Raw genomic sequence first — 17,877 nt, 5'->3', positions numbered from 1 at the left:
CAACCGCAACCTTGACAGCAGGATCGCCGCCGGCGAGGCCGGCTACGCCTGATACCATTCCCACACGCCGCATCATCGCCTTCCTGGCGATGGTGTTCGGGATGTTCATGGCGATCCTCGACATCCAGATCGTCTCGGCCTCGCTGGCCGAGATCCAGGCGGGTTTGAGCGCCAGTTCCGACGAAATCCCGTGGGTGCAGACCGCCTATCTGATCGCCGAAGTCATCATGATCCCGCTGTCCGGTTTTCTCAGCCGGATGCTGTCGACGCGCGTGCTGTTCACCGTCTCCGCGGCTGGCTTCACCGCGGCCAGCGCGCTGGCGGCGACCGCCACCAACATCGACCAGATGATTGTCTACCGCGCCATCCAGGGCTTCATCGGCGGCGGCATGATTCCAAGCGTCTTCGCTGCCGCCTTCACCATCTTCCCGCCGTCGCGTCGCGCCATGGTGTCGCCGATGATCGGCCTGGTGGCGACGCTGGCGCCGACCATCGGCCCGACCGTCGGCGGCTACATCAGCCATGCCACGTCCTGGCACTGGCTGTTCCTGATCAATGTGGTGCCCGGCATCCTGGTGACCGCCGCGGCGTGGTCGCTGATCGACTTCGACAAGCCCAATCTCAGCCTGTTCCGCAAGTTCGACTGGTGGGGCCTTGCCGGCATGGCGGCCTTCCTCGGCTCGCTGGAATATGTGCTCGAGGAAGGTCCCAACAACGACTGGCTTCAGGACCAGGCCGTGTCCGTCTGCGCCATCCTGATGACGGCCGGCGCGGTGCTGTTCTTCTGGCGCGCCTTCACCGCAGAGGAGCCGATCGTCGACCTGAAAGCCTTCGCCAATGTCAACTTCGCTTTCGGCTCGCTGTTCTCGTTCGTCATCGGCATCGGCCTCTACGGCCTGACCTATCTCTATCCGGTGTACCTCGGGCGTATCCGCGGCTACGATTCCCTGATGATCGGCGAGGCGCTGTTCGTCAGCGGGCTGGCGATGTTCGCGACCGCGCCGATTTCCGGCATCCTGTCGCGCAAGATGGATCCGCGGCTGATGATGATGATCGGCTTCTTCGGCTTCGCAGCCGGCACCTGGCGCATGACCTATCTGACCGCCGACTGGGATTTCTGGGAGCTTTTGGTGCCGCAGATCCTGCGCGGCGCCTCGATGATGCTGTGCATGGTGCCGATCAACAACATTGCGCTGGGAACGCTGCCGCCTGACCGGCTGAAGAATGCATCCGGCCTGTTCAACCTCACCCGCAATCTCGGCGGCGCTGTCGGCCTTGCCGTCATCAACACCGTGCTGATCGATCGCAACGCCTTCCACTACGCAAGGCTGGCCGAGCATGTGCAATGGGGCAGTGCCGAGGCGCAGACCAAGCTGCAGAACATGACGCTCGACTTCCAGCAGAATGCCGGCCTGGACGCGTCCAAGGCGGCGATCTCCAAACTGTCTGCTATGGTCCAGCAGCAGGCTTCGCTGCTGTCCTTCATGGACGTGTTCTATCTCTTGACGGCGCTGTTCGCCACGCTGGCGATCTTCACCATGGTCATCCGCAAACCGGCAGAACCGGCGGGCGGAGGTGGCGGACACTGATAGCGCAACTTTGCGCGTCCAAAGGACGCGCGGCGCTCTAATGCATGTCGCGCAAAAGTGCACAGCGGTTTTGCGATAACGACATGCATAAGACAACAGCCTAAAGCGCGTCGCGTGAGGCCGGTCAAACGCGAGCGCTTTAGGTCAGGCGGTGGCCGGCTTGAAGGTCAAGGCGACGCCGTTGATGCAATGACGCAAGCCGGTCGGCGGCGGGCCGTCGTCGAAGACATGCCCGAGATGACCGCCGCAGCGGCGGCAATGCACCTCGGTACGGGTCATGCCGAGGGACCTGTCCACGGTCATGCCGACGGCGTTGGGAATCTCCTGCCAGAAGCTCGGCCAGCCGGTGCCGGAATCGAACTTCGTCTCGGAGGAATAGAGCGGCAGGTCGCAGCCGGCGCAGGCGAAGATGCCCTTGCGGTGTTCGTTGAGCAGCGGGCTGGTGCCGGGATATTCGGTGCCTTCCTTGCGCAGCACATTGAAAGCCGCATCGGACAGGATCGCGCGCCACTCGGCCTCGGTCTTGGTGACCTCGAAGGTTTCGGTCGCGTGTGCGTCCTGCGGCCGGCCCATGCGCAGCGCTGCTGCCGTGCCTGCCAACAATGCCACAGCGGCACCGCTCCAAAGAAAATCGCGCCGGATCATCACCATTCCTCCTATGTCCTTTGCCAAATTCGGCCGTCACATGGAAATCAAAAGCTGGTGACGGCCAGCTCCCGACAACGGGCACTCCGCACCTGCCCCACGCCTACAGCGGACGACGCGGAGTGTACGGTTGCCGATTGCGCGGGTCACGCAAGCGGAACCCGCGCACTCGGCATCGTGCCTCAGCCATATCTTCGCTGGCGACGACCCCTTCGTTACATCTTCGGCAGGAGAACCTTGTCGATGACGTGGATGACGCCGTTCGACTGCTCGACATCGGCGACCGTCACGTTGGCGACATTGCCGTTCTCGTCGGTCACGGTGACCTTGCCGCCATCGGCCTTGAGCGTCAGTTCGCAGCCACCCGCCGTCTTGACCTTGTGCGCGCCACCATCGTCCATGGCCATCTTGGCGACGTCGGCGGCCATCGCCTTGGCACCAATGACGTGGCAGGTCAGGATCTTGACCAGCTTGTCCTTGTTTTCGGGCTTGAGCAGCGTGTCGACGGTGCCGGCCGGAAGTGCTGCAAAGGCCTCGTTGGTCGGCGCGAACACGGTGAAGGGACCGGCACTCTGCAGCGTGTCGACGAGACCACCGGCCTTGACGGCCGCGACCAGCGTCGTGTGATCCTTCGAATTGACGGCGTTCTCGACGATGTTCTTGGTGGCATACATGGCGGCGCCGCCGACCATCGGATTTTCGGCATAGGCCGCGGTGGCGAGCGCGGAGACGGCGACCGTTCCGGCAAGCAAAAGGGTGGCGAACTTACGCATTATTTCTATCTCCTCAGTTTATTTCTTCCCCTCTTTTGGGGCGCAAGGAGATACGGGGGATAAATGCCCGAGTTTCGCCCGTTCAGGAGAAAATTTTATTTTTTATAACGGCGAGCATGATTTTCAGGGCAGGAACCTTACAGCCTGCATGCTTCCAAGCTAACGTCACCACAGGCGATAGATTTAAAATCTTCTCGAAAAGTCGGCAGACAGAGGCGATCAGATGCTCTTCAGATCGCCCGCAGCGACCACAGGGCCGGTCGGCTGGCCGGTCGGCGAACCGCCGGCCGGTTCAAGGCTGACCGCAAGAACGGCGCCCTGCGCAAGTTTTTCCTGCACGGCCGGGGAGATGGTCATACGCGCGGTCTGACCGGCCGGGATGACGCCCATCGAGACCGGCGCGTTCTTGCCCTCGATCATCCACAGCTCGAAATCCTTGCCGGCGGCGCGCTCGCCGGAGACATGCGACAAGCCAACCTCGCGATGGGCGGCGTCATAGACGGCAAGGTATTTGACGTCGCTGCCGTCGGCAGCCAGCGAGGCGATGAGCCGCGGCTGCTCGACCGGCGGATTGAAGTACGGCACGGCGACATAGATCGCCAGCGCCGCGACAGCAGCGGCGGCAAGGCCGCGCCAGAAGGCAAGGCTCGACCACAGACCGGCGCGAGGCCCTGCAACGAACAGCCGGCGATCCAATGCCTCCTTGACCCTGATCGGGGGCTCTGTCTCCGGATAGGCGGCGGCCATCGGCGAAAGATGCGCCTCCCAGGCATCGACAAGGCGCGCGAAAGCGGCGTCCGCGTCGATGCGGCGTGACGCGATCTCGCGTTCGTCCGCGTCAAGCACGCCAAGAGCGTATTCGGCGGCGAACAGGTCGTCGCCCCCAGGTTCCGGTCCGCTATCCTCTGCCGGCGTCATCTTTCCAGACACTCTCTGAGCTTCAACAGGCTGCGCCGCAGCCAGGTCCGCATCGTGTTCAGCGGCACGCCATGGCGTGCGGCCAGTTCGGCATAGCTTTCGCCGTCCAGATAGGCGCCCCGGACGGCCGCCGCCCGGTCCTTTTCCAATTCATCGAGACAACGATAGATGCGCTCGGATTCACCGTCCGCAACAGCCGCAGCCTCCGGTCCCGGCGCCGGATCGGCCACGTCCAGCGCGGCATCGATGTAGGCGGCAGGCTCTCGCCGCGCCCTTATCCGGTCGATCGCATGATTGCGCGCAATGGCCACCAGCCAGGAAATCGGGCTTAGATCCGAGACGGCGAAACGATCCGCCTTCGTCCATATCTTGACGAAGACCTCTTGCAGCGCCTCTTCTGCCTCTCCCCGGTCCTTCAATACACGAAGGCAGACGCCAAAAAGTTTCGCGCTGGTCTGCCGGTAGAGCAGATCGAACGCAGCCCGGTCCTTCATCGAAGTCCGGACAATCAGATTGCTGATATCCTGCGGCGTCATCGGCTGTCAAATTAGGCGATTGCAATCTATTTGCAACGGCGGAAGCGTTCTGGGCAGCGAGAGCGTCGTGAACTTCGATTGCCAAGAAAAGAGCCGATTTTGTTTGAGCATCGGATTTTCTCAAAACCGGTTTCCACTTTTGGGTCCGATGCTCTAGCTTGCCAATATTTGGGGGAAGCAAGAATGTCCGTCGAACAGGCCTTGTGGGAACATGACGCAATCGGCCTGGCCGGCCTGGTGCGCAAGGGAGAAATCTCGCCGCAGGAGCTCATCGATGCGGCGATCGCGCGGGCCGAGGCCACTCGCCCGGACATCAATGCCATCGCCGAGCCGCTTTACGAGGCGGCGCGGACGCGGGCGAAAACCATCGACCGCAAGCTGCCACTGGCCGGTGTGCCCTTTGCCCTGAAGGATCTCGGCATCGCCATGAAAGGCGTGCCGACGCACGGCGGCAGCCGCATTCCGGCTTTCGTTGCCGATTTCGACTCGGTGATGACCGAACGCCATCTGGCCGCCGGCCTTGTCCCGATCGCCACCAGCACCTCGCCCGAACATGGGCTGAGGCTGATGACCGAATCCACCGCTTTCGGCATCACCCGCAATCCGTGGAATACGGCCCATACCAGCGGCGGCTCGTCCGGGGGTGCGGCGGCGCTGGTCGCGGCCGGCGTCGTGCCGGTGGCACATGCTTCGGATGGCGGTGGCTCGATCCGTGTTCCCGCCGCCTGCACCGGGCTGGTCGGGCTGAAAACCTCGCGCGGCCGTGTGCCGCTGTCGCCGCTCGTCACCGAAAGCTGGTACGGTCTGGTCGTCGACCACGCCGTTGCCCGCTCGGTCCGGGATTCGGCCTTGCTGCTCGACCTGACGCATGGACCCGATCCGCTGTCACCGTATGCGGCGCCGCCGCCGAGGGGAACTTTTGCCGCCGCGGCGGCGCGCGACCCCGGCAAGCTGAAACTGGCCGTCTATCGGAAATCGCCGCTCGGCCTGCCGATATCGGCCGAGACGCTGACGGCGCTGGACACGGCTGTGGCATTGGCGCGCGAAGGCGGCCACACGATCGAGGAGATCGATCTGTCCTATATCGGCCGCGACTTCATCGCCGACTTCGCCAGGACGGTGGCTGCGGCAGTCGCCGGCGCGATGCGCATTGAAGTCTTGCGCGTCGGCCGCTCCGTTTCGGGCGACGTCGAGCGCGCCACGCGTCTGATGAGCCGCTTCGGCGAGATCGTCTCGGCCGGCGAGATCTACGCCGGCCTGCAGCGGCTGCACGCCACGTCGCGCCGCCTGATCACCGAGACCGCGCCGTACGATGCCGTGCTGATGCCTGTTATCGCCCATCCGCCGCTCGCCTGCGGCGCCATGGACCCGAAGGGCGCCGATGCGTTCATAGAGGACGTGCTCGACAGGCTGCGGCTTGCCCGTCTGCTGAAATTCAAGCCGCTGTTCGGCCAGTTGATGGACAAGAGCCTATGGTTCACCCACTGGCCGGCGATCCAGAACGTCAGCGGCCAGCCGTCGATCGCGCTGCCTGTCCATGTCACCGATGCCGGCCTGCCGCTCGGCATCCAGGCCGCCGGCCGACCCGGCGACGAGGAGACCTTGTTGTCCTTCGCCGCGCAAATGGAAAAGATTTCGGGATGGCAGGAGCGGCGGGCGCCGCTGCAGTTGCCGGCATAAAAGCGGGCCGATTTCACCTGATGTGACAGCAAAGCCGTTTGCCCCCTGCTCCAATTCCCGCTAAGACGCCGCCGTTCATGCCAAGCTGGGAACCATGCCGATGACGGACCTCGCCGCCACCGCCGAAATGCAGGCCGCTCTGCTTTCGAGGGCGCTGCCCTATATGCAGCGCTACGAAAACAAGACGGTCGTGGTGAAATATGGGGGCCATGCCATGGGCGACATTGCACTCGGCAAGGCCTTCGCCCGCGACATCGCGCTGCTGAAACAATCCGGCGTCAACCCGATCGTCGTCCATGGCGGCGGGCCGCAGATCGGCGCCATGCTGAGCAAGATGGGCATCGAATCGAAGTTCGAGGGCGGCCTGCGCGTCACCGACCAGAAGACGGTCGAGATCGTCGAGATGGTGCTGGCCGGCTCGATCAACAAGGAGATCGTCGCGCTGATCAATGCCGAGGGCGAATGGGCGATCGGCCTGTGCGGCAAGGACGGCAATATGGTTTTCGCCGAAAAGGCGCGCAAGACCATGATCGACCCGGACTCCAATATCGAGCGCGTGCTCGATCTCGGCTTCGTCGGCGAGCCGATCGAGGTCGACCGCACGCTGCTCGACCTTCTGGCGCGGTCCGAAATGATCCCGGTGCTGGCGCCGGTGGCGCCGGGCCGCGACGGCCACACCTACAACATCAATGCCGACACCTTCGCCGGCGCGATTGCCGGTGCCTGCCAGGCGACACGCCTTCTGTTCCTCACCGACGTGCCCGGCGTGCTCGACAAGAACAAGAAGCTCATCGATGAGCTGACCGTGGCCGAGGCCAAGGCCTTGATCAAGGACGGCACGGTGTCGGGCGGCATGATCCCCAAGGTCGAGACCTGCATCGAGGCGATCGAGCGCGGCGTCGAGGGCGTCGTCATCCTCAACGGCAAGACGCCGCATTCCGTGCTGCTCGAACTGTTTACCGAACACGGCGCCGGCACGCTGATCGTGCCTTGAGCGCAGGCTGACAGCTTGCCGGGCATTGTTGGGCCCAGGCGCTCGGCGAAATCCCGATGGCGGGTTCGGCAGGCTTGCGGACCTGATGTACGAACGTCATCGATTGCTCTTCCTCGTCCTGCGGTGCACCCCAGAACGCGGCCAGCGTCGGCCCGTCCTCAAGACGGCGATCCCGCGCGAGAAAGCCCCAGACTTCACGGAACCAGACGCGGCGGCCGATTTTCGTATACCAGCGCATCGAATGCCGTTGCTCTGGATCCTTGTGGAACAGGATGCGCGCCAGGGCCTTGGGCCGGGACTGCACCGCCAGTTCGATCAGTTTGACGCTGAAGAACAGCATCCACGGCTTGAGCCGGGTCATCTGCAGCACCTGATGCTTGTAGTCCCACAGGCGGGCGTCCAACTGGACCACCTTGCGGTCTCTGCCGATCCGGAAGAACGGCGTCCAGCGGTGCGGCGTGACATAGAGCGCCTGGATCTGATCCGGGTCATAAGCGATGAGCTGGCGAAAACCGCGCCAGAGATCGCGAAAACGCTCGTCCTCGAAACCGGCCACCCAGGTCGCCATCGACAGGATGCCATTGAGGCGCAGCAGCCGGATCGCCTCGCGGTCGGATGAAGTGCTGCCGCCCTTGCGGATCAACGCAAGCGTCTGCTCGTCGGTGTTTTCCATGCCCAGCAGCCAACGGATGACCCCTGCCTTGCGGTAGAGATACAGGCTGTCGGCATCGCGAACGATGTCGTCGGCGCGGGTTGAGCCGACGATCAGCACCGGCACGTTCTGCGCAATCATCGCATCGAGAAAGGCGCGCCAGGCTTTTTTGGACGAGGTCGGGTTCTCGTCGGCAAGGTTGATCAGCTCGACGCCGTGCTCGCGGTGCAGCCAGGCGATCTCCTGCGCGAATTTCACGGGGTCGCGATGCCGCCATCGCGTCCAGAAGCCGCGCTGGCCGCAATAGTTGCACAGATGCGGGCAGCCTCGGGAAAACTGCATGACCACCGCGCGCTTGCCGCCCCAATAACTGTAACGACTGACATCGATCAGGTCCCAGCCGACGCGGTATTCATCAAGGTCGGCGATGGTGCCTGCCGGCTTGGTGGCAAAGGGACGGCGCAAATCGTCGCGAAAGGCGATGCCCGCCACGTTAGACAGCGGCCGGCGCCTGTCCAGCGCCTCGACCAGGGCTACGATGGTCGCCTCGCCTTCGCCGCGCACGATGAAGTCGAAGACATCCGTTTCGGCAAGGATGTCGCGCCAGTGATAGGTCGGGAACACACCGCCATAGATCACCATCGTCGCCGGGCCGCGGTGCTTGACCATTCGTGCAATCTCCAAGGCTGTCGGGTGCGCCGAGGTCGAACCGGAATGGCCGATCAGAATGCAATCGGGATGATCGCTCAACGCATCTTGCACAGCCGCGGCAAGCGGCATCGGTCCGAACTCGGCATCGACGAGCCGCACGTCATGGCCGGCGTCGATCAGGGGGCCGCCCAGTGCCAGCAGGCCGAGCGGCGGCAAATGGTCGTCGGGCACGCGGCTGCCGATTGCGGTATGCGGCGGATTGATCAGGACGATTTTCATGAAGGACCTTTTGCGATGGCGGTCCGGTCATCCTGGTCGGCGATCTGGGCCTGCAGCTGGCCCGGTTCAGCAGTTTCCGTGCTGCTTTTCCGCAGAAATGCAGACGGCGAGATATAGACTCATCGCCTGAGGTGCCCAAGCGGTACGTGGCCCGGCCCCTTGATGTTCTGCAGCACGAGCTGCGTGTGGACATCGCGCACGCCGTCGAGCCGCATCAGCCGGTGCATGACAAAGGCGTTGAGCTCATCGACCGACGGCACCATCACATGCAGCAGGAAATCGTAGTCGCCGGTCATCGTCCAGCAGGACGACACCTCGTCCATGCGCTGCACGGCGGCGATGAAGGTTTCGGGCGAACCGTCGCTGTGGGTTACCAAGCGCACCTGAATGAACACTTCGACCATCAGGCCGATGGCGCGGCGGCTGAGCACAGCGGCAAAGCCCTTGATGATGCCGGCGCTCTGAAGAGCCTCGAAGCGGCGCGCGCATGGCGTCGTCGAAAGGCCGATCTCCTGGGCCAGTTCGGACACCGGCTTGCGCCCATCACGCTGCAAGATATCGAGCATCTTGATCTCAAAATCGTCAAACTGAGGCACTTTCACTCTCCTGCAGCTTTTCTGTGGTGGCTTTTACCTCAAATCGCCTGTTCGGGCCATCATCAAAGCGGATTTGCCTCACCGGACCCGGCTAAACTTTTATAATGTTAGTCGTGATTTCCAGGGAGAACAGCCATGACGATGAGCGTTGCCGATTACGCCCGCGAATGCGCGGCACAAGGCCTTCGCGGCGACTATTCGGTCTGCCGTGCCGATTTCACCGTTGAGCAGAGCTACAACTACACTGCTGACGAGCAGGCGGTGTGGCGTACACTGTGCGACCGCCAGACGAAGCTGACTAAAAAGTTGGCACACCGGTCCTATCTCGACGGCGTCGCCACGCTGGGCCTGCTCGACAAGATTCCGGATTTCGGTGTCGTCAGCGAAAAGCTGCGCAAGCTTACCGGTTGGGAAATCGTCGCCGTGCCGGGCCTCATTCCCGCGCCAGCCTTCTTCGTCCACCTCGCCAACCGCCGCTTCCCGGTGACCAACTGGCTGCGGACGAAACAAGAGCTCGACTACATCGTCGAGCCGGATATGTTCCACGACTTCTTCGGCCATGTGCCGGCGCTGACGCAGCCGGTCTTTGCCGATTTCATGCAGATGTATGGCGAGAAGGCCGAGCATCTGATCGCGCTCGGCGGCGACGAGATGATCAGCCGCCTCTACTGGTACACTGTCGAATACGGGCTGATCCAGGAAGCAGGCCAACCGCTGAAGGCTTTCGGCGCCGGGCTGATGTCGTCCTTTGCGGAACTTCAATTCGCGATTGAAAGCAAGGACGCGCACCATGTCCCCTTCGATCTGGAAACGGTGATGCGCACCAGCTACGAGATCGACAAGTTCCAGCGCGCCTATTTCGTGTTGCCGTCCTTCGACGTTTTGCGCGATGCCTTCCAAAACGTCGCCGAAATGGCAGCGATCATCGGACGCCACAAGGGCAAGCCGCCGCTCGACCCGGCGAAACTTTAGATGCTGGGCAGGCTCGGACGCTCCAGCCGATCGGCGCCGGCGTTATTGGTGGCGCACTGTGGCCACGATCCCTCGGCAGGCCGGCTGAGCCGGCGTTCTACACGCCGATTACCTTGCCGAGGTGGTCGCCCAGCCGGCAGGCCACTGCCAATTCCGTGCCAAGACCTAGCTGCACACTTTGCTTAAACCGTGTAAGCGGCCCGGCTGCGCCCAAACAGCGTCAATGAGCGGGACCGCTCAGGCCGCTTCGGAAATGTCCCTGTCCAGGATGGCCAGATTGCGGCCGCGATGCTTGGCCTGGTAAAGGCGGTGGTCGGCGGCACGCATCAGATCCGATACGCCGGCATCCTCGCCGCAGGTGACACCGCCGATGCTGACGGTGAGGGGTATGACCCGCTCATCGACGGGACGGAAGCGGATCAGCTCGACTTCACCGCGAATGCGTTCGGCGACGCGTTTGGCTTCCTGTTCGGTGGCGCCGACCAGAAACGCACCGAATTCCTCGCCGCCGATGCGGCCGATCACGTCGCCGCTGCGCACGCCGCGCTCGATCGCGCTTGCAATCAGAAGCAGCGCCTCGTCGCCGGTCAGATGGCCGTAGCTGTCATTGATGATCTTGAAGTGGTCGGCATCGATGATCAGCAACGCACCGCGATCGGATTTACGCCGGGAGGCCTCGAGCGCCGCAAAGAAGCTCTCGCGGTTGAGCATGCCGGTCATGTCGTCGCGGCTCGCCTTTTCCGACAGGCGCCGATGCGCTGCGGCGAGCTGTGCATGAGCGCGGGCGAGGTCGCGATGGGCGCTTTTCAACCTCTCACCCTGCCAGAAGGTGTAGGCGCTAGCGATCCAGGCAAGCGCGAGCGGGCAGACCGTTGATGTTAGCCAGATCGTGCGGTTGAACGGGAAGCCGATTGCCGGGACGATGATCAGCGTCAACAAAAGCGAGGCCGCGACGGAGGCGAAAGCGACGGCGGCAGACTTCAGAAATATGCGGCTCATCGCTGGTTCCCCCTGAACCGACTCTGTGCCAGCAAGCCCTGAATGCCACCTTTCGGCGATGCTTAAAATTTGAATCATGGCGCCATTTTCGCCACTCGCAACGCGCATAAGTTGTGGATAAAGCCTCTGCCAAAAGCACTGTTTCGTGCCATAAGGATTGCATGACCACGCTCCCGGATCCCGCCCGTTTTGCCCATGTCTCCGACTGGGTGTTCGACCTCGACAACACACTCTATCCGCACCATTCGAACCTGTTCTCGCAGATCGACGTGAAGATGACCGCCTATGTCGGAGAACTGCTGACGCTGCCACGCGACGATGCCCGCAAGCTGCAGAAGGAACTCTACCGGGAATACGGCACGACGCTGAACGGTCTGATGGCGCGCCACGGCATCGATCCCGACGATTTTCTCGAGAAGGTCCATGATATCGACTATTCCTGGCTGGTTCCCGATCCCGTTCTCGGCACCGCCATCCGCCAGCTTCCCGGCCGCAAGTTCATCTTCACCAATGGCGACCGCAGGCATGCCGAACGCACCGCGCGCCAACTCGGCATCCTTGACCATTTCGACGACATCTTCGATATCGTCGCTGCCGGGCTGAACCCCAAGCCGGCGCGCCGCACCTACGAGAAGTTTGCGGAACTCCACGCCGTCACCGGCCACAATGCGGTGATGTTCGAGGATCTGGCCCGCAACCTGTCCGTGCCGAAATCGCTGGGCATGACCACGGTGCTGGTCGTGCCGCGCAACTTCGAGCCGACCTTCTCGGAGATCTGGGAACGTGACCCGGCCAACGAGGACGATGTGGATTTCGTCACCGACGACCTTGCCGAATTCCTCACCGCGATCGTCGACGTCACCGCTTGAGGCAGTTGCTTCGTGCAGCCGGATCGATACAGCCCACGGCTAAAGCTTGTAGAAGCGGCTGATGATCCCCCAGGCCTCGTCGGCGGTGTCGACGAAATCGATGATGTCCTGGTCGCCGGGGGTGATCGTGCCTTGCTCGGCGAGGAAATCGAGGTCGATCGCCCGTTTCCAGAACGCCTTGCCGAACAGGATCACCGGCACGCGCTCCATGCGGCCGGTCTGGATCAGGGTCAGCGTCTCGAAGAATTCGTCCATCGTGCCGAAGCCGCCCGGAAACACCGCGACAGCCTTGGCGCGCATGACAAAGTGCATCTTGCGGACAGCGAAATAGTGGAAGTTGAAACATAGCTCCGGCGTCACATAGGCATTCGGCGCCTGCTCGTGCGGCAACACGATGTTGAGGCCGATCGACGGTGCGCCGACATCGTCGGCGCCGCGATTGCCGGCTTCCATGACCCCGGGTCCGCCGCCTGTCACCACGACGAATTCGCGATAATAAGAGGTGGCCGACTGCTGCGAGCAGAGGCGGGCGAATTTTCGCGCTTCCTCGTAATATTTACTGTTTTTCTCGAGGTTCTTCTTCTGCGTCTCGTTTTTGGCTGCCCAGGCTTCACCGTCCGGCTCGGGGATGCGCGCCCCGCCGAACAGGATGACGGTCGAGCGGATGCCGCGTTCGGCCAGGATCATCTCCGGCTTCAACAGTTCGAGCTGCAGTCTGACCGCGCGCAATTCGCGCCGCGTCATGAAGTCGGGATCGTTCCAGGCCAGCCGGTAGGTCTCGGCACGCGTCTGCGGCGTGTCCGGCACGCTTTTCGACCGCTCCAGATCCTCGTCCGAATGCGGCAGCGGCGTCCACCCCGCCTTTTCCATAGGAGTCATATTACCTACCCGTCCAATTATTCACTTGCCCAATTATTCACTGGCGCCGTCCCGTGACGCAGCCGCGATTGACCCTCACCAAGCCTTCACATAGGGTCCGGCGACTTTCAAAACAGGTTAAGGTGCGGCCCCTTAACAGCTTGGTAATGGAGCGAATTCATGTCGAAGCCCGAACTGGCGAGTCTCGAAAACACAGTCGAAGAAGCCTTCGAGGAACGCGAGACGATTTCGACGGCAACCCGCGGCGCGACGCGCGACGCCATCCAGTCGGCGCTCGACCTGCTCGATCGGGGTATCGCCCGCGTTGCCGAGCGGCAGGCCGACGGCAAATGGCATGTCAACCAGTGGCTGAAGAAAGCGGTGCTGCTGTCGTTCCGGCTCAACCCGATGGAGATCATCAAGGGTGGTCCCGGCCAGGCTGTGTGGTGGGACAAGGTGCCGTCGAAATTCGACGGCTGGAGCGCCATCGATTTCGAGAAGGCAGGTTTCCGCGCCGTGCCGTCGTCGATCGTGCGGCGCTCCGCCTATGTCGCGCCAGGTGCCGTGCTGATGCCGTCCTTCGTCAATGTCGGCGCCTACGTCGACAGCGGCACCATGGTCGACACATGGGCCTCGGTCGGCTCCTGCGCCCAGATCGGCAAGAATGTGCATCTGTCGGGCGGCGTCGGCATCGGCGGCGTGCTGGAGCCGATGCAGGCCGGCCCCACCATCATCGAGGATAATTGCTTCATCGGCGCACGCTCCGAGGTGGTCGAAGGCTGCATCGTGCGCGAGGGCTCGGTGCTCGGCATGGGCGTCTTCATCGGTCAGTCGACCAAGATCGTCGACCGCGCCACCGGTGAGGTCTTCTACGGCGAAGTGCCGGCCAATTCCGTCGTCGTCGCCGGCTCGATGCCCGGCAAGCCGTTGCCCAATGGCGAGCCCGGTCCGAGCCTCTACTGCGCCGTCATCGTCAAGCGCGTCGATGCCAGGACCCGCTCCAAAACCTCGATCAACGAACTGCTTCGCGATTGATCGTTCGCAAAAAACGGACGCACCCGCTTGCTCGACAAACCTCGATTTCTATGGCTTTTCTTCAGCCTTTCCGGGCGAGTGAACCCCAGTGCCTACGTTTTGGCCGGTCTTTTGCCGCTCCTGGTTCAGCTTTTCCTGCTCTACCAGTTCTCGCGAACGCCGCTAGGCACTGCCGCAAGTCAGTACTGGGCGCTCGCCTGGTGGATCGCCGTGGTTGTCTCGACATGGTCGACCTTTGCGCTAACGGCGAAGCGGTTCCATGATTTCGGCAAGCCTACCTACTACGCATTGATCTCTCTCATCGTCGGCGCCATTCTCCTTATTATTTTGGCCTTCTTCAAAAGCGATCCCGGACCCAATCGCTACGGCAAACGCACCAATGCGCCGGCCGAATCCTGAGCGCCGGTCGGGTATCTAGCCATGCGCTACCGCACGCTTGATTCGAAACTGATCATCGAAACTGCCGAGCGACTGGAAAAACGCGTCTCCGAGCGTTTTCCCGATGCAGGCTTGCGTGGCGTCGCCATCGAACTCGTGTCGCTGTCGCGTGATCTGGCCAAGGCGGCGAAGGCGCTGGAAGCGCCGATCTGGTGGCTGCGCGGCGTCGTCATCGCCGCCATTGCCGCCGGCGCGCTGATGTTCCTGTTCGTCGGCACCATCCTGCCGCTCGGCCGTATCTCGGGAACCAACGATGCCGTCCAGTCGGTGCAAGGCATCGAATCCCTGATCAACATGATCATCCTCGCGGTGCTCGGCTTCCTGGCCCTGATCCGAACCGAGGAGCGCATCAAGCGCAAGCAGGTGTTTCGCAAGCTTCACGGCTTGCGATCGCTGATCCATGTCATCGACATGCATCAGCTGACCAAAGATCCGGCAGCGCTTTCAACCGATTTCAAGCCGACATCGCATTCACCGGCACGCATAACCGACCGTGCCGATCTCGCCCGCTACCTCGACTATTGCTCCGAAATGCTGTCGATCACCGGCAAGATCGCCGCGCTGTTCGCCCAGTCGGTCAACGACAATGTGGTCGTCGATGGTGTCAACGACATCGAAACCCTGAGCTCCAACCTGTCGCGGAAGATCTGGCAAAAGATCACCCTGATCGACGGTTCGTTGCGGTCGGCTCGTCCAGGTACCTAAGCTAATCTTAATCACCTTGGTCCAGCATGCCCGTGGAGACTGTGTCGCCCGGCACGGAGCGCTCGACTGGCACACGACGAACCCTTGGCCAACCCGAAAACGCGCGGAAAGCGAAGTGCCGGCGCGCGGCTGTTCGCCTGGTTTTCTTCGCCGATGAGAGCGGAACCGGAAGCTGTCCGTGCGCGGCTTCTCGATACCGCCTTCGACCGCAAATTCGCTGTCCTGTTCGGCACCATCAGCGTCCTGGTGCTGGCAGTCAGCGCCGCGGTCGTCACCGGCGACCGGTGGCCTTACGCCTGGATCGCGGCCGACCTCATCCTGTTTGCCGTCCGCTTCCTGCTGATGCGGGAATGTGAGCGGGCCCGCAAGCGTGGGGGAACGGGGCCGCTGGCAGGCCTCATGGCCGCCGGGGGCCCGTGGTCGGTGATTTTCGGCCTCGGCTGCTATGGCTGCGTCGTCAGCGGGCATATGGCGCTCGCCGTTTTGGCTGCCCTGAATGTCGCAGGCGTCGTCGGCGTGGTGTCGTCGCGCAACGCAGCGACTCCGCGCTACGCCATATTCGTTATGCTGGCCGTAGGCCTGCCTTTCCTGGTTGGCGCGCTGTTTTCTCCAGCGCCCGGAATGTCTATCGTCGGATTTCAAGTGCCGTTCTATGTGGCCGGCGTCATCATCGTGTTGCTTCAAAATCATGCGATTAACGCCCGCATGATCCGCGCCGAACTGGACAATCGCGATCTGGCGATCAAGGACGCCCTGACCGGCCTGCCGAACCGCATCTTCCTCCAGGAGAAACTGCGCGGCATGTGCAGCGAGCTTGCGGCGCCGGCCGCAAACGGCGGCAGGCCGTTTGCCGTGCTCAGCATGGATCTCGACGGCTTCAAACACGTCAATGACCGCTTCGGCCACGCGGTCGGCGACATGCTGCTGCGCAAGGTGGCCGAACGATTGAAACGCGCTTTCCGAGCGGGGGATGTGGTCTTTCGCATCGGCGGTGACGAATTCGTCATCCTGCTGCCCGACACATCCGAGATTGAAGCCACCTACCTGGCAAAGCGGGCCATTGAGAAGATTTCGGTGCCTTTCGACCTTGGCGTGGGCACCGCAATACCCATCGGGTTGAGCATTGGAAGCGCCTTTGCGCCTGCCGACGGCGGCGAGCCGGAACTCCTCCTCACCTGTTCCGATCACGCGCTCTACGAAGCCAAGCGCACCGGCAAGGGCCGTTACTGGGCGCATGTGCGGGCCGCGAACTGACGATCCTAGTGAGCATTGGGCCTTTTGTCGCCTCCGTCCATCCAATATCCAGCCTAAAAGCGCGTTGGGTCTGAAGCGATTCGTGCGACGCGCTTTAAGCCCGAGCGCATGCTTTTGGGCGACATGCGTTAGGCCTTCGACTATACGCCATGAGAACCATAATGTCGGCGGGATGGCTGGCCCTTATGTCTGGCCGTGACAGGCCTTGCGCTTTCGACTATCGCTTTTGCCCATGACGTTGCCGACCGATCCTGCTGGAAATCTCGCCGCCCTCATCCGCTGCCCCTCGGTGACGCCCATTGAGGGCGGGGCACTGAGCACACTGGAAACAATGTTGAAACCACTCGGCTTTTCCGTCGAGCGGCCGGTATTTTCCGAGGACGGCACACCCGATATCGAAAATCTCTATGCGCGGCGGTCCGGCAACGGTCCGCACCTGATGTTCGCCGGGCATACCGACGTGGTGCCGGTCGGCGACGAGGCCTCATGGACGCATCTGCCTTTCGCCGCCGAGATCGCCAAAGGCGAGATGTTCGGCCGCGGTGCCGTCGACATGAAGGGCGGCATCGCCTGCTTTATCGCCGCGGTGGCGCGCCATCTCGGTTCGAAAGGCGGTCTGAAAGGCTCGGTCTCGCTGCTGATCACCGGCGACGAAGAAGGGCCGGCCATCAACGGCACGACAAAGCTACTCGAATGGGCGGCCGCCAAGGGCGAGAAATGGGATGCGTCGATCGTCGGCGAGCCGACCAATCCCAAGGCGCTGGGCGACATGATCAAGATCGGCCGGCGCGGCTCTTTGTCCGGCAGCATCATCGTCAGCGGCCGCCAGGGCCACGCCGCCTATCCGCAGCTTGCCGACAACCCGGTGCGCGGGCTGATGACGCTGGTCGACGCCTTGCTGCATCCGGTCTTCGACAAAGGCACCAAGGACTTCCAGCCGACCAATCTGGAGGTGACCTCGATCGATGTCGGCAATCCAGCCACCAATGTCATTCCGGCAAAGGCGACCGCCACCTTCAACATCCGCTTCAACGACACATGGACCGCCGACACCATCCAGGCGGAAATCCACAACCGTCTCGACAAGGCGGCGAAGCGCAAGAAATACCGGGCCGGCAAGACGACCCCAGTCGATTACGAACTCGTCTGGCGCGACCGGCCGAGTCACGTCTTCCTCACCCGAGACGACCGGCTGATCGAAGCGCTCAGCGGTTCGGTCAAGGCGGTGATCGGCAGGAAGCCGGCGCTTTCCACCTCCGGCGGCACCTCCGACGCGCGCTTCATCAAGGACTATTGTCCGGTGGTCGAGTTCGGGCTGGTCGGCAAGACCATGCACATGGTCGATGAACGCGTCGCGCTTGCCGACCTCGAGACGCTGACGCAGATCTATCAGCGTTTCATCGAAGACTGGTTCGAGCGAGGCATACCGTAATC

Annotated in this window: 18 protein-coding genes; 10 read left to right on the top strand and 8 right to left on the bottom strand. The window is 62.6% G+C overall.

The window, feature by feature from the left end:
* The first annotated feature begins 56 nt into the window (after positions 1 to 56).
* Positions 57 to 1,589, top strand: a complete 1,533-nt coding sequence (locus AC0L3I_RS12250; RefSeq protein WP_473527134.1) for a DHA2 family efflux MFS transporter permease subunit — start codon at positions 57 to 59, stop codon at positions 1,587 to 1,589.
* A 144-nt stretch (positions 1,590 to 1,733) separates the two neighbouring features.
* On the opposite strand, the gene msrB is transcribed toward AC0L3I_RS12250, so the two are convergent.
* The 4 genes from msrB to AC0L3I_RS12230 all read right to left on the bottom strand — a co-directional run bounded on the left by msrB (position 1,734) and on the right by AC0L3I_RS12230 (position 4,461).
* Positions 1,734 to 2,234 (bottom strand): peptide-methionine (R)-S-oxide reductase MsrB, encoded by a 501-nt coding sequence (msrB, locus tag AC0L3I_RS12245; protein WP_095494149.1) that lies wholly within the window; start codon positions 2,232 to 2,234, stop codon positions 1,734 to 1,736.
* Between the two features lie 215 nt (positions 2,235 to 2,449).
* Positions 2,450 to 3,007 carry a fasciclin domain-containing protein gene (locus tag AC0L3I_RS12240; RefSeq protein WP_473527051.1) on the bottom strand — a complete coding sequence of 186 codons (558 nt, stop codon included), beginning with the start codon at positions 3,005 to 3,007 and terminating at the stop codon, positions 2,450 to 2,452.
* A gap of 219 nt (positions 3,008 to 3,226) precedes the next feature.
* Positions 3,227 to 3,925 carry an anti-sigma factor gene (locus AC0L3I_RS12235; protein WP_473488460.1) on the bottom strand — a complete coding sequence of 233 codons (699 nt, stop codon included), beginning with the start codon at positions 3,923 to 3,925 and terminating at the stop codon, positions 3,227 to 3,229.
* Positions 3,922 to 4,461, bottom strand: coding sequence for a sigma-70 family RNA polymerase sigma factor (locus AC0L3I_RS12230; RefSeq protein ID WP_473527050.1), 540 nt, complete (start codon positions 4,459 to 4,461; stop codon positions 3,922 to 3,924). Before AC0L3I_RS12230 ends, AC0L3I_RS12235 begins: the two co-directional genes overlap by 4 nt.
* Positions 4,462 to 4,644: 183 nt before the next feature.
* Here AC0L3I_RS12230 and AC0L3I_RS12225 point away from each other — a divergent pair, with 183 nt between their 5' ends.
* A complete protein-coding gene (locus tag AC0L3I_RS12225) occupies positions 4,645 to 6,141 on the top strand; it encodes an amidase (RefSeq protein WP_473488432.1) in 1,497 nt (498 codons plus the stop codon).
* 100 nt (positions 6,142 to 6,241) lie between these two features.
* Complete coding sequence (argB, locus tag AC0L3I_RS12220) at positions 6,242 to 7,135, top strand: acetylglutamate kinase (protein ID WP_095494100.1); 894 nt, start codon at positions 6,242 to 6,244, stop codon at positions 7,133 to 7,135.
* Here the strand turns inward: argB and bchE are convergent.
* Together bchE and AC0L3I_RS12210 are read right to left on the bottom strand one after the other, a co-directional pair.
* Positions 7,098 to 8,717: a magnesium-protoporphyrin IX monomethyl ester anaerobic oxidative cyclase gene (bchE, locus tag AC0L3I_RS12215; protein ID WP_473527049.1), complete on the bottom strand. Its 1,620-nt coding sequence runs from the start codon at positions 8,715 to 8,717 to the stop codon at positions 7,098 to 7,100. The two genes, argB and bchE, sit on opposite strands and share 38 nt — an antisense overlap.
* A gap of 119 nt (positions 8,718 to 8,836) precedes the next feature.
* Positions 8,837 to 9,313, bottom strand: a complete 477-nt coding sequence (locus tag AC0L3I_RS12210) for an Lrp/AsnC family transcriptional regulator (RefSeq protein ID WP_029347288.1) — start codon at positions 9,311 to 9,313, stop codon at positions 8,837 to 8,839.
* A gap of 135 nt (positions 9,314 to 9,448) precedes the next feature.
* Between AC0L3I_RS12210 and phhA the strand changes: the two genes are divergently transcribed.
* A complete protein-coding gene (gene phhA / locus AC0L3I_RS12205) occupies positions 9,449 to 10,285 on the top strand; it encodes a phenylalanine 4-monooxygenase (protein WP_192364451.1) in 837 nt (278 codons plus the stop codon).
* 237 nt (positions 10,286 to 10,522) lie between these two features.
* On the opposite strand, the gene AC0L3I_RS12200 is transcribed toward phhA, so the two are convergent.
* Entirely contained in the window at positions 10,523 to 11,284 is a 762-nt protein-coding gene (locus AC0L3I_RS12200) for a GGDEF domain-containing protein (protein ID WP_473488429.1), read from the bottom strand.
* Positions 11,285 to 11,445: 161 nt separating this feature from the next.
* Between AC0L3I_RS12200 and AC0L3I_RS12195 the strand changes: the two genes are divergently transcribed.
* Positions 11,446 to 12,153 (top strand): pyrimidine 5'-nucleotidase, encoded by a 708-nt coding sequence (locus tag AC0L3I_RS12195; protein WP_473488428.1) that lies wholly within the window; start codon positions 11,446 to 11,448, stop codon positions 12,151 to 12,153.
* Positions 12,154 to 12,192: 39 nt separating this feature from the next.
* On the opposite strand, the gene AC0L3I_RS12190 is transcribed toward AC0L3I_RS12195, so the two are convergent.
* The gene (locus tag AC0L3I_RS12190) at positions 12,193 to 13,032 is read right to left on the bottom strand and encodes an LOG family protein (RefSeq protein WP_082982714.1); all 840 of its coding nucleotides are present in this window, start codon (positions 13,030 to 13,032) and stop codon (positions 12,193 to 12,195) included.
* A gap of 159 nt (positions 13,033 to 13,191) precedes the next feature.
* Here AC0L3I_RS12190 and dapD point away from each other — a divergent pair, with 159 nt between their 5' ends.
* From dapD to dapE, 5 genes are all read left to right on the top strand, one after another.
* Positions 13,192 to 14,046: a 2,3,4,5-tetrahydropyridine-2,6-dicarboxylate N-succinyltransferase gene (dapD, locus tag AC0L3I_RS12185; RefSeq protein WP_473488427.1), complete on the top strand. Its 855-nt coding sequence runs from the start codon at positions 13,192 to 13,194 to the stop codon at positions 14,044 to 14,046.
* 27 nt (positions 14,047 to 14,073) lie between these two features.
* The gene (locus AC0L3I_RS12180; protein ID WP_473488426.1) at positions 14,074 to 14,445 is read left to right on the top strand and encodes a DUF805 domain-containing protein; all 372 of its coding nucleotides are present in this window, start codon (positions 14,074 to 14,076) and stop codon (positions 14,443 to 14,445) included.
* Between the two features lie 21 nt (positions 14,446 to 14,466).
* A complete protein-coding gene (locus AC0L3I_RS12175) occupies positions 14,467 to 15,189 on the top strand; it encodes a hypothetical protein (RefSeq protein ID WP_473527048.1) in 723 nt (240 codons plus the stop codon).
* Positions 15,190 to 15,273: 84 nt separating this feature from the next.
* The gene (locus AC0L3I_RS12170) at positions 15,274 to 16,443 is read left to right on the top strand and encodes a GGDEF domain-containing protein (RefSeq protein WP_123146162.1); all 1,170 of its coding nucleotides are present in this window, start codon (positions 15,274 to 15,276) and stop codon (positions 16,441 to 16,443) included.
* A gap of 232 nt (positions 16,444 to 16,675) precedes the next feature.
* Positions 16,676 to 17,875 (top strand): succinyl-diaminopimelate desuccinylase, encoded by a 1,200-nt coding sequence (dapE, locus tag AC0L3I_RS12165; protein WP_473488424.1) that lies wholly within the window; start codon positions 16,676 to 16,678, stop codon positions 17,873 to 17,875.
* Positions 17,876 to 17,877 lie beyond the last annotated feature (2 nt).

Source organism: Mesorhizobium sp. WSM4840, from assembly GCF_055811755.1.
This window is presented reverse-complemented; position numbering and strand designations above follow the sequence as displayed.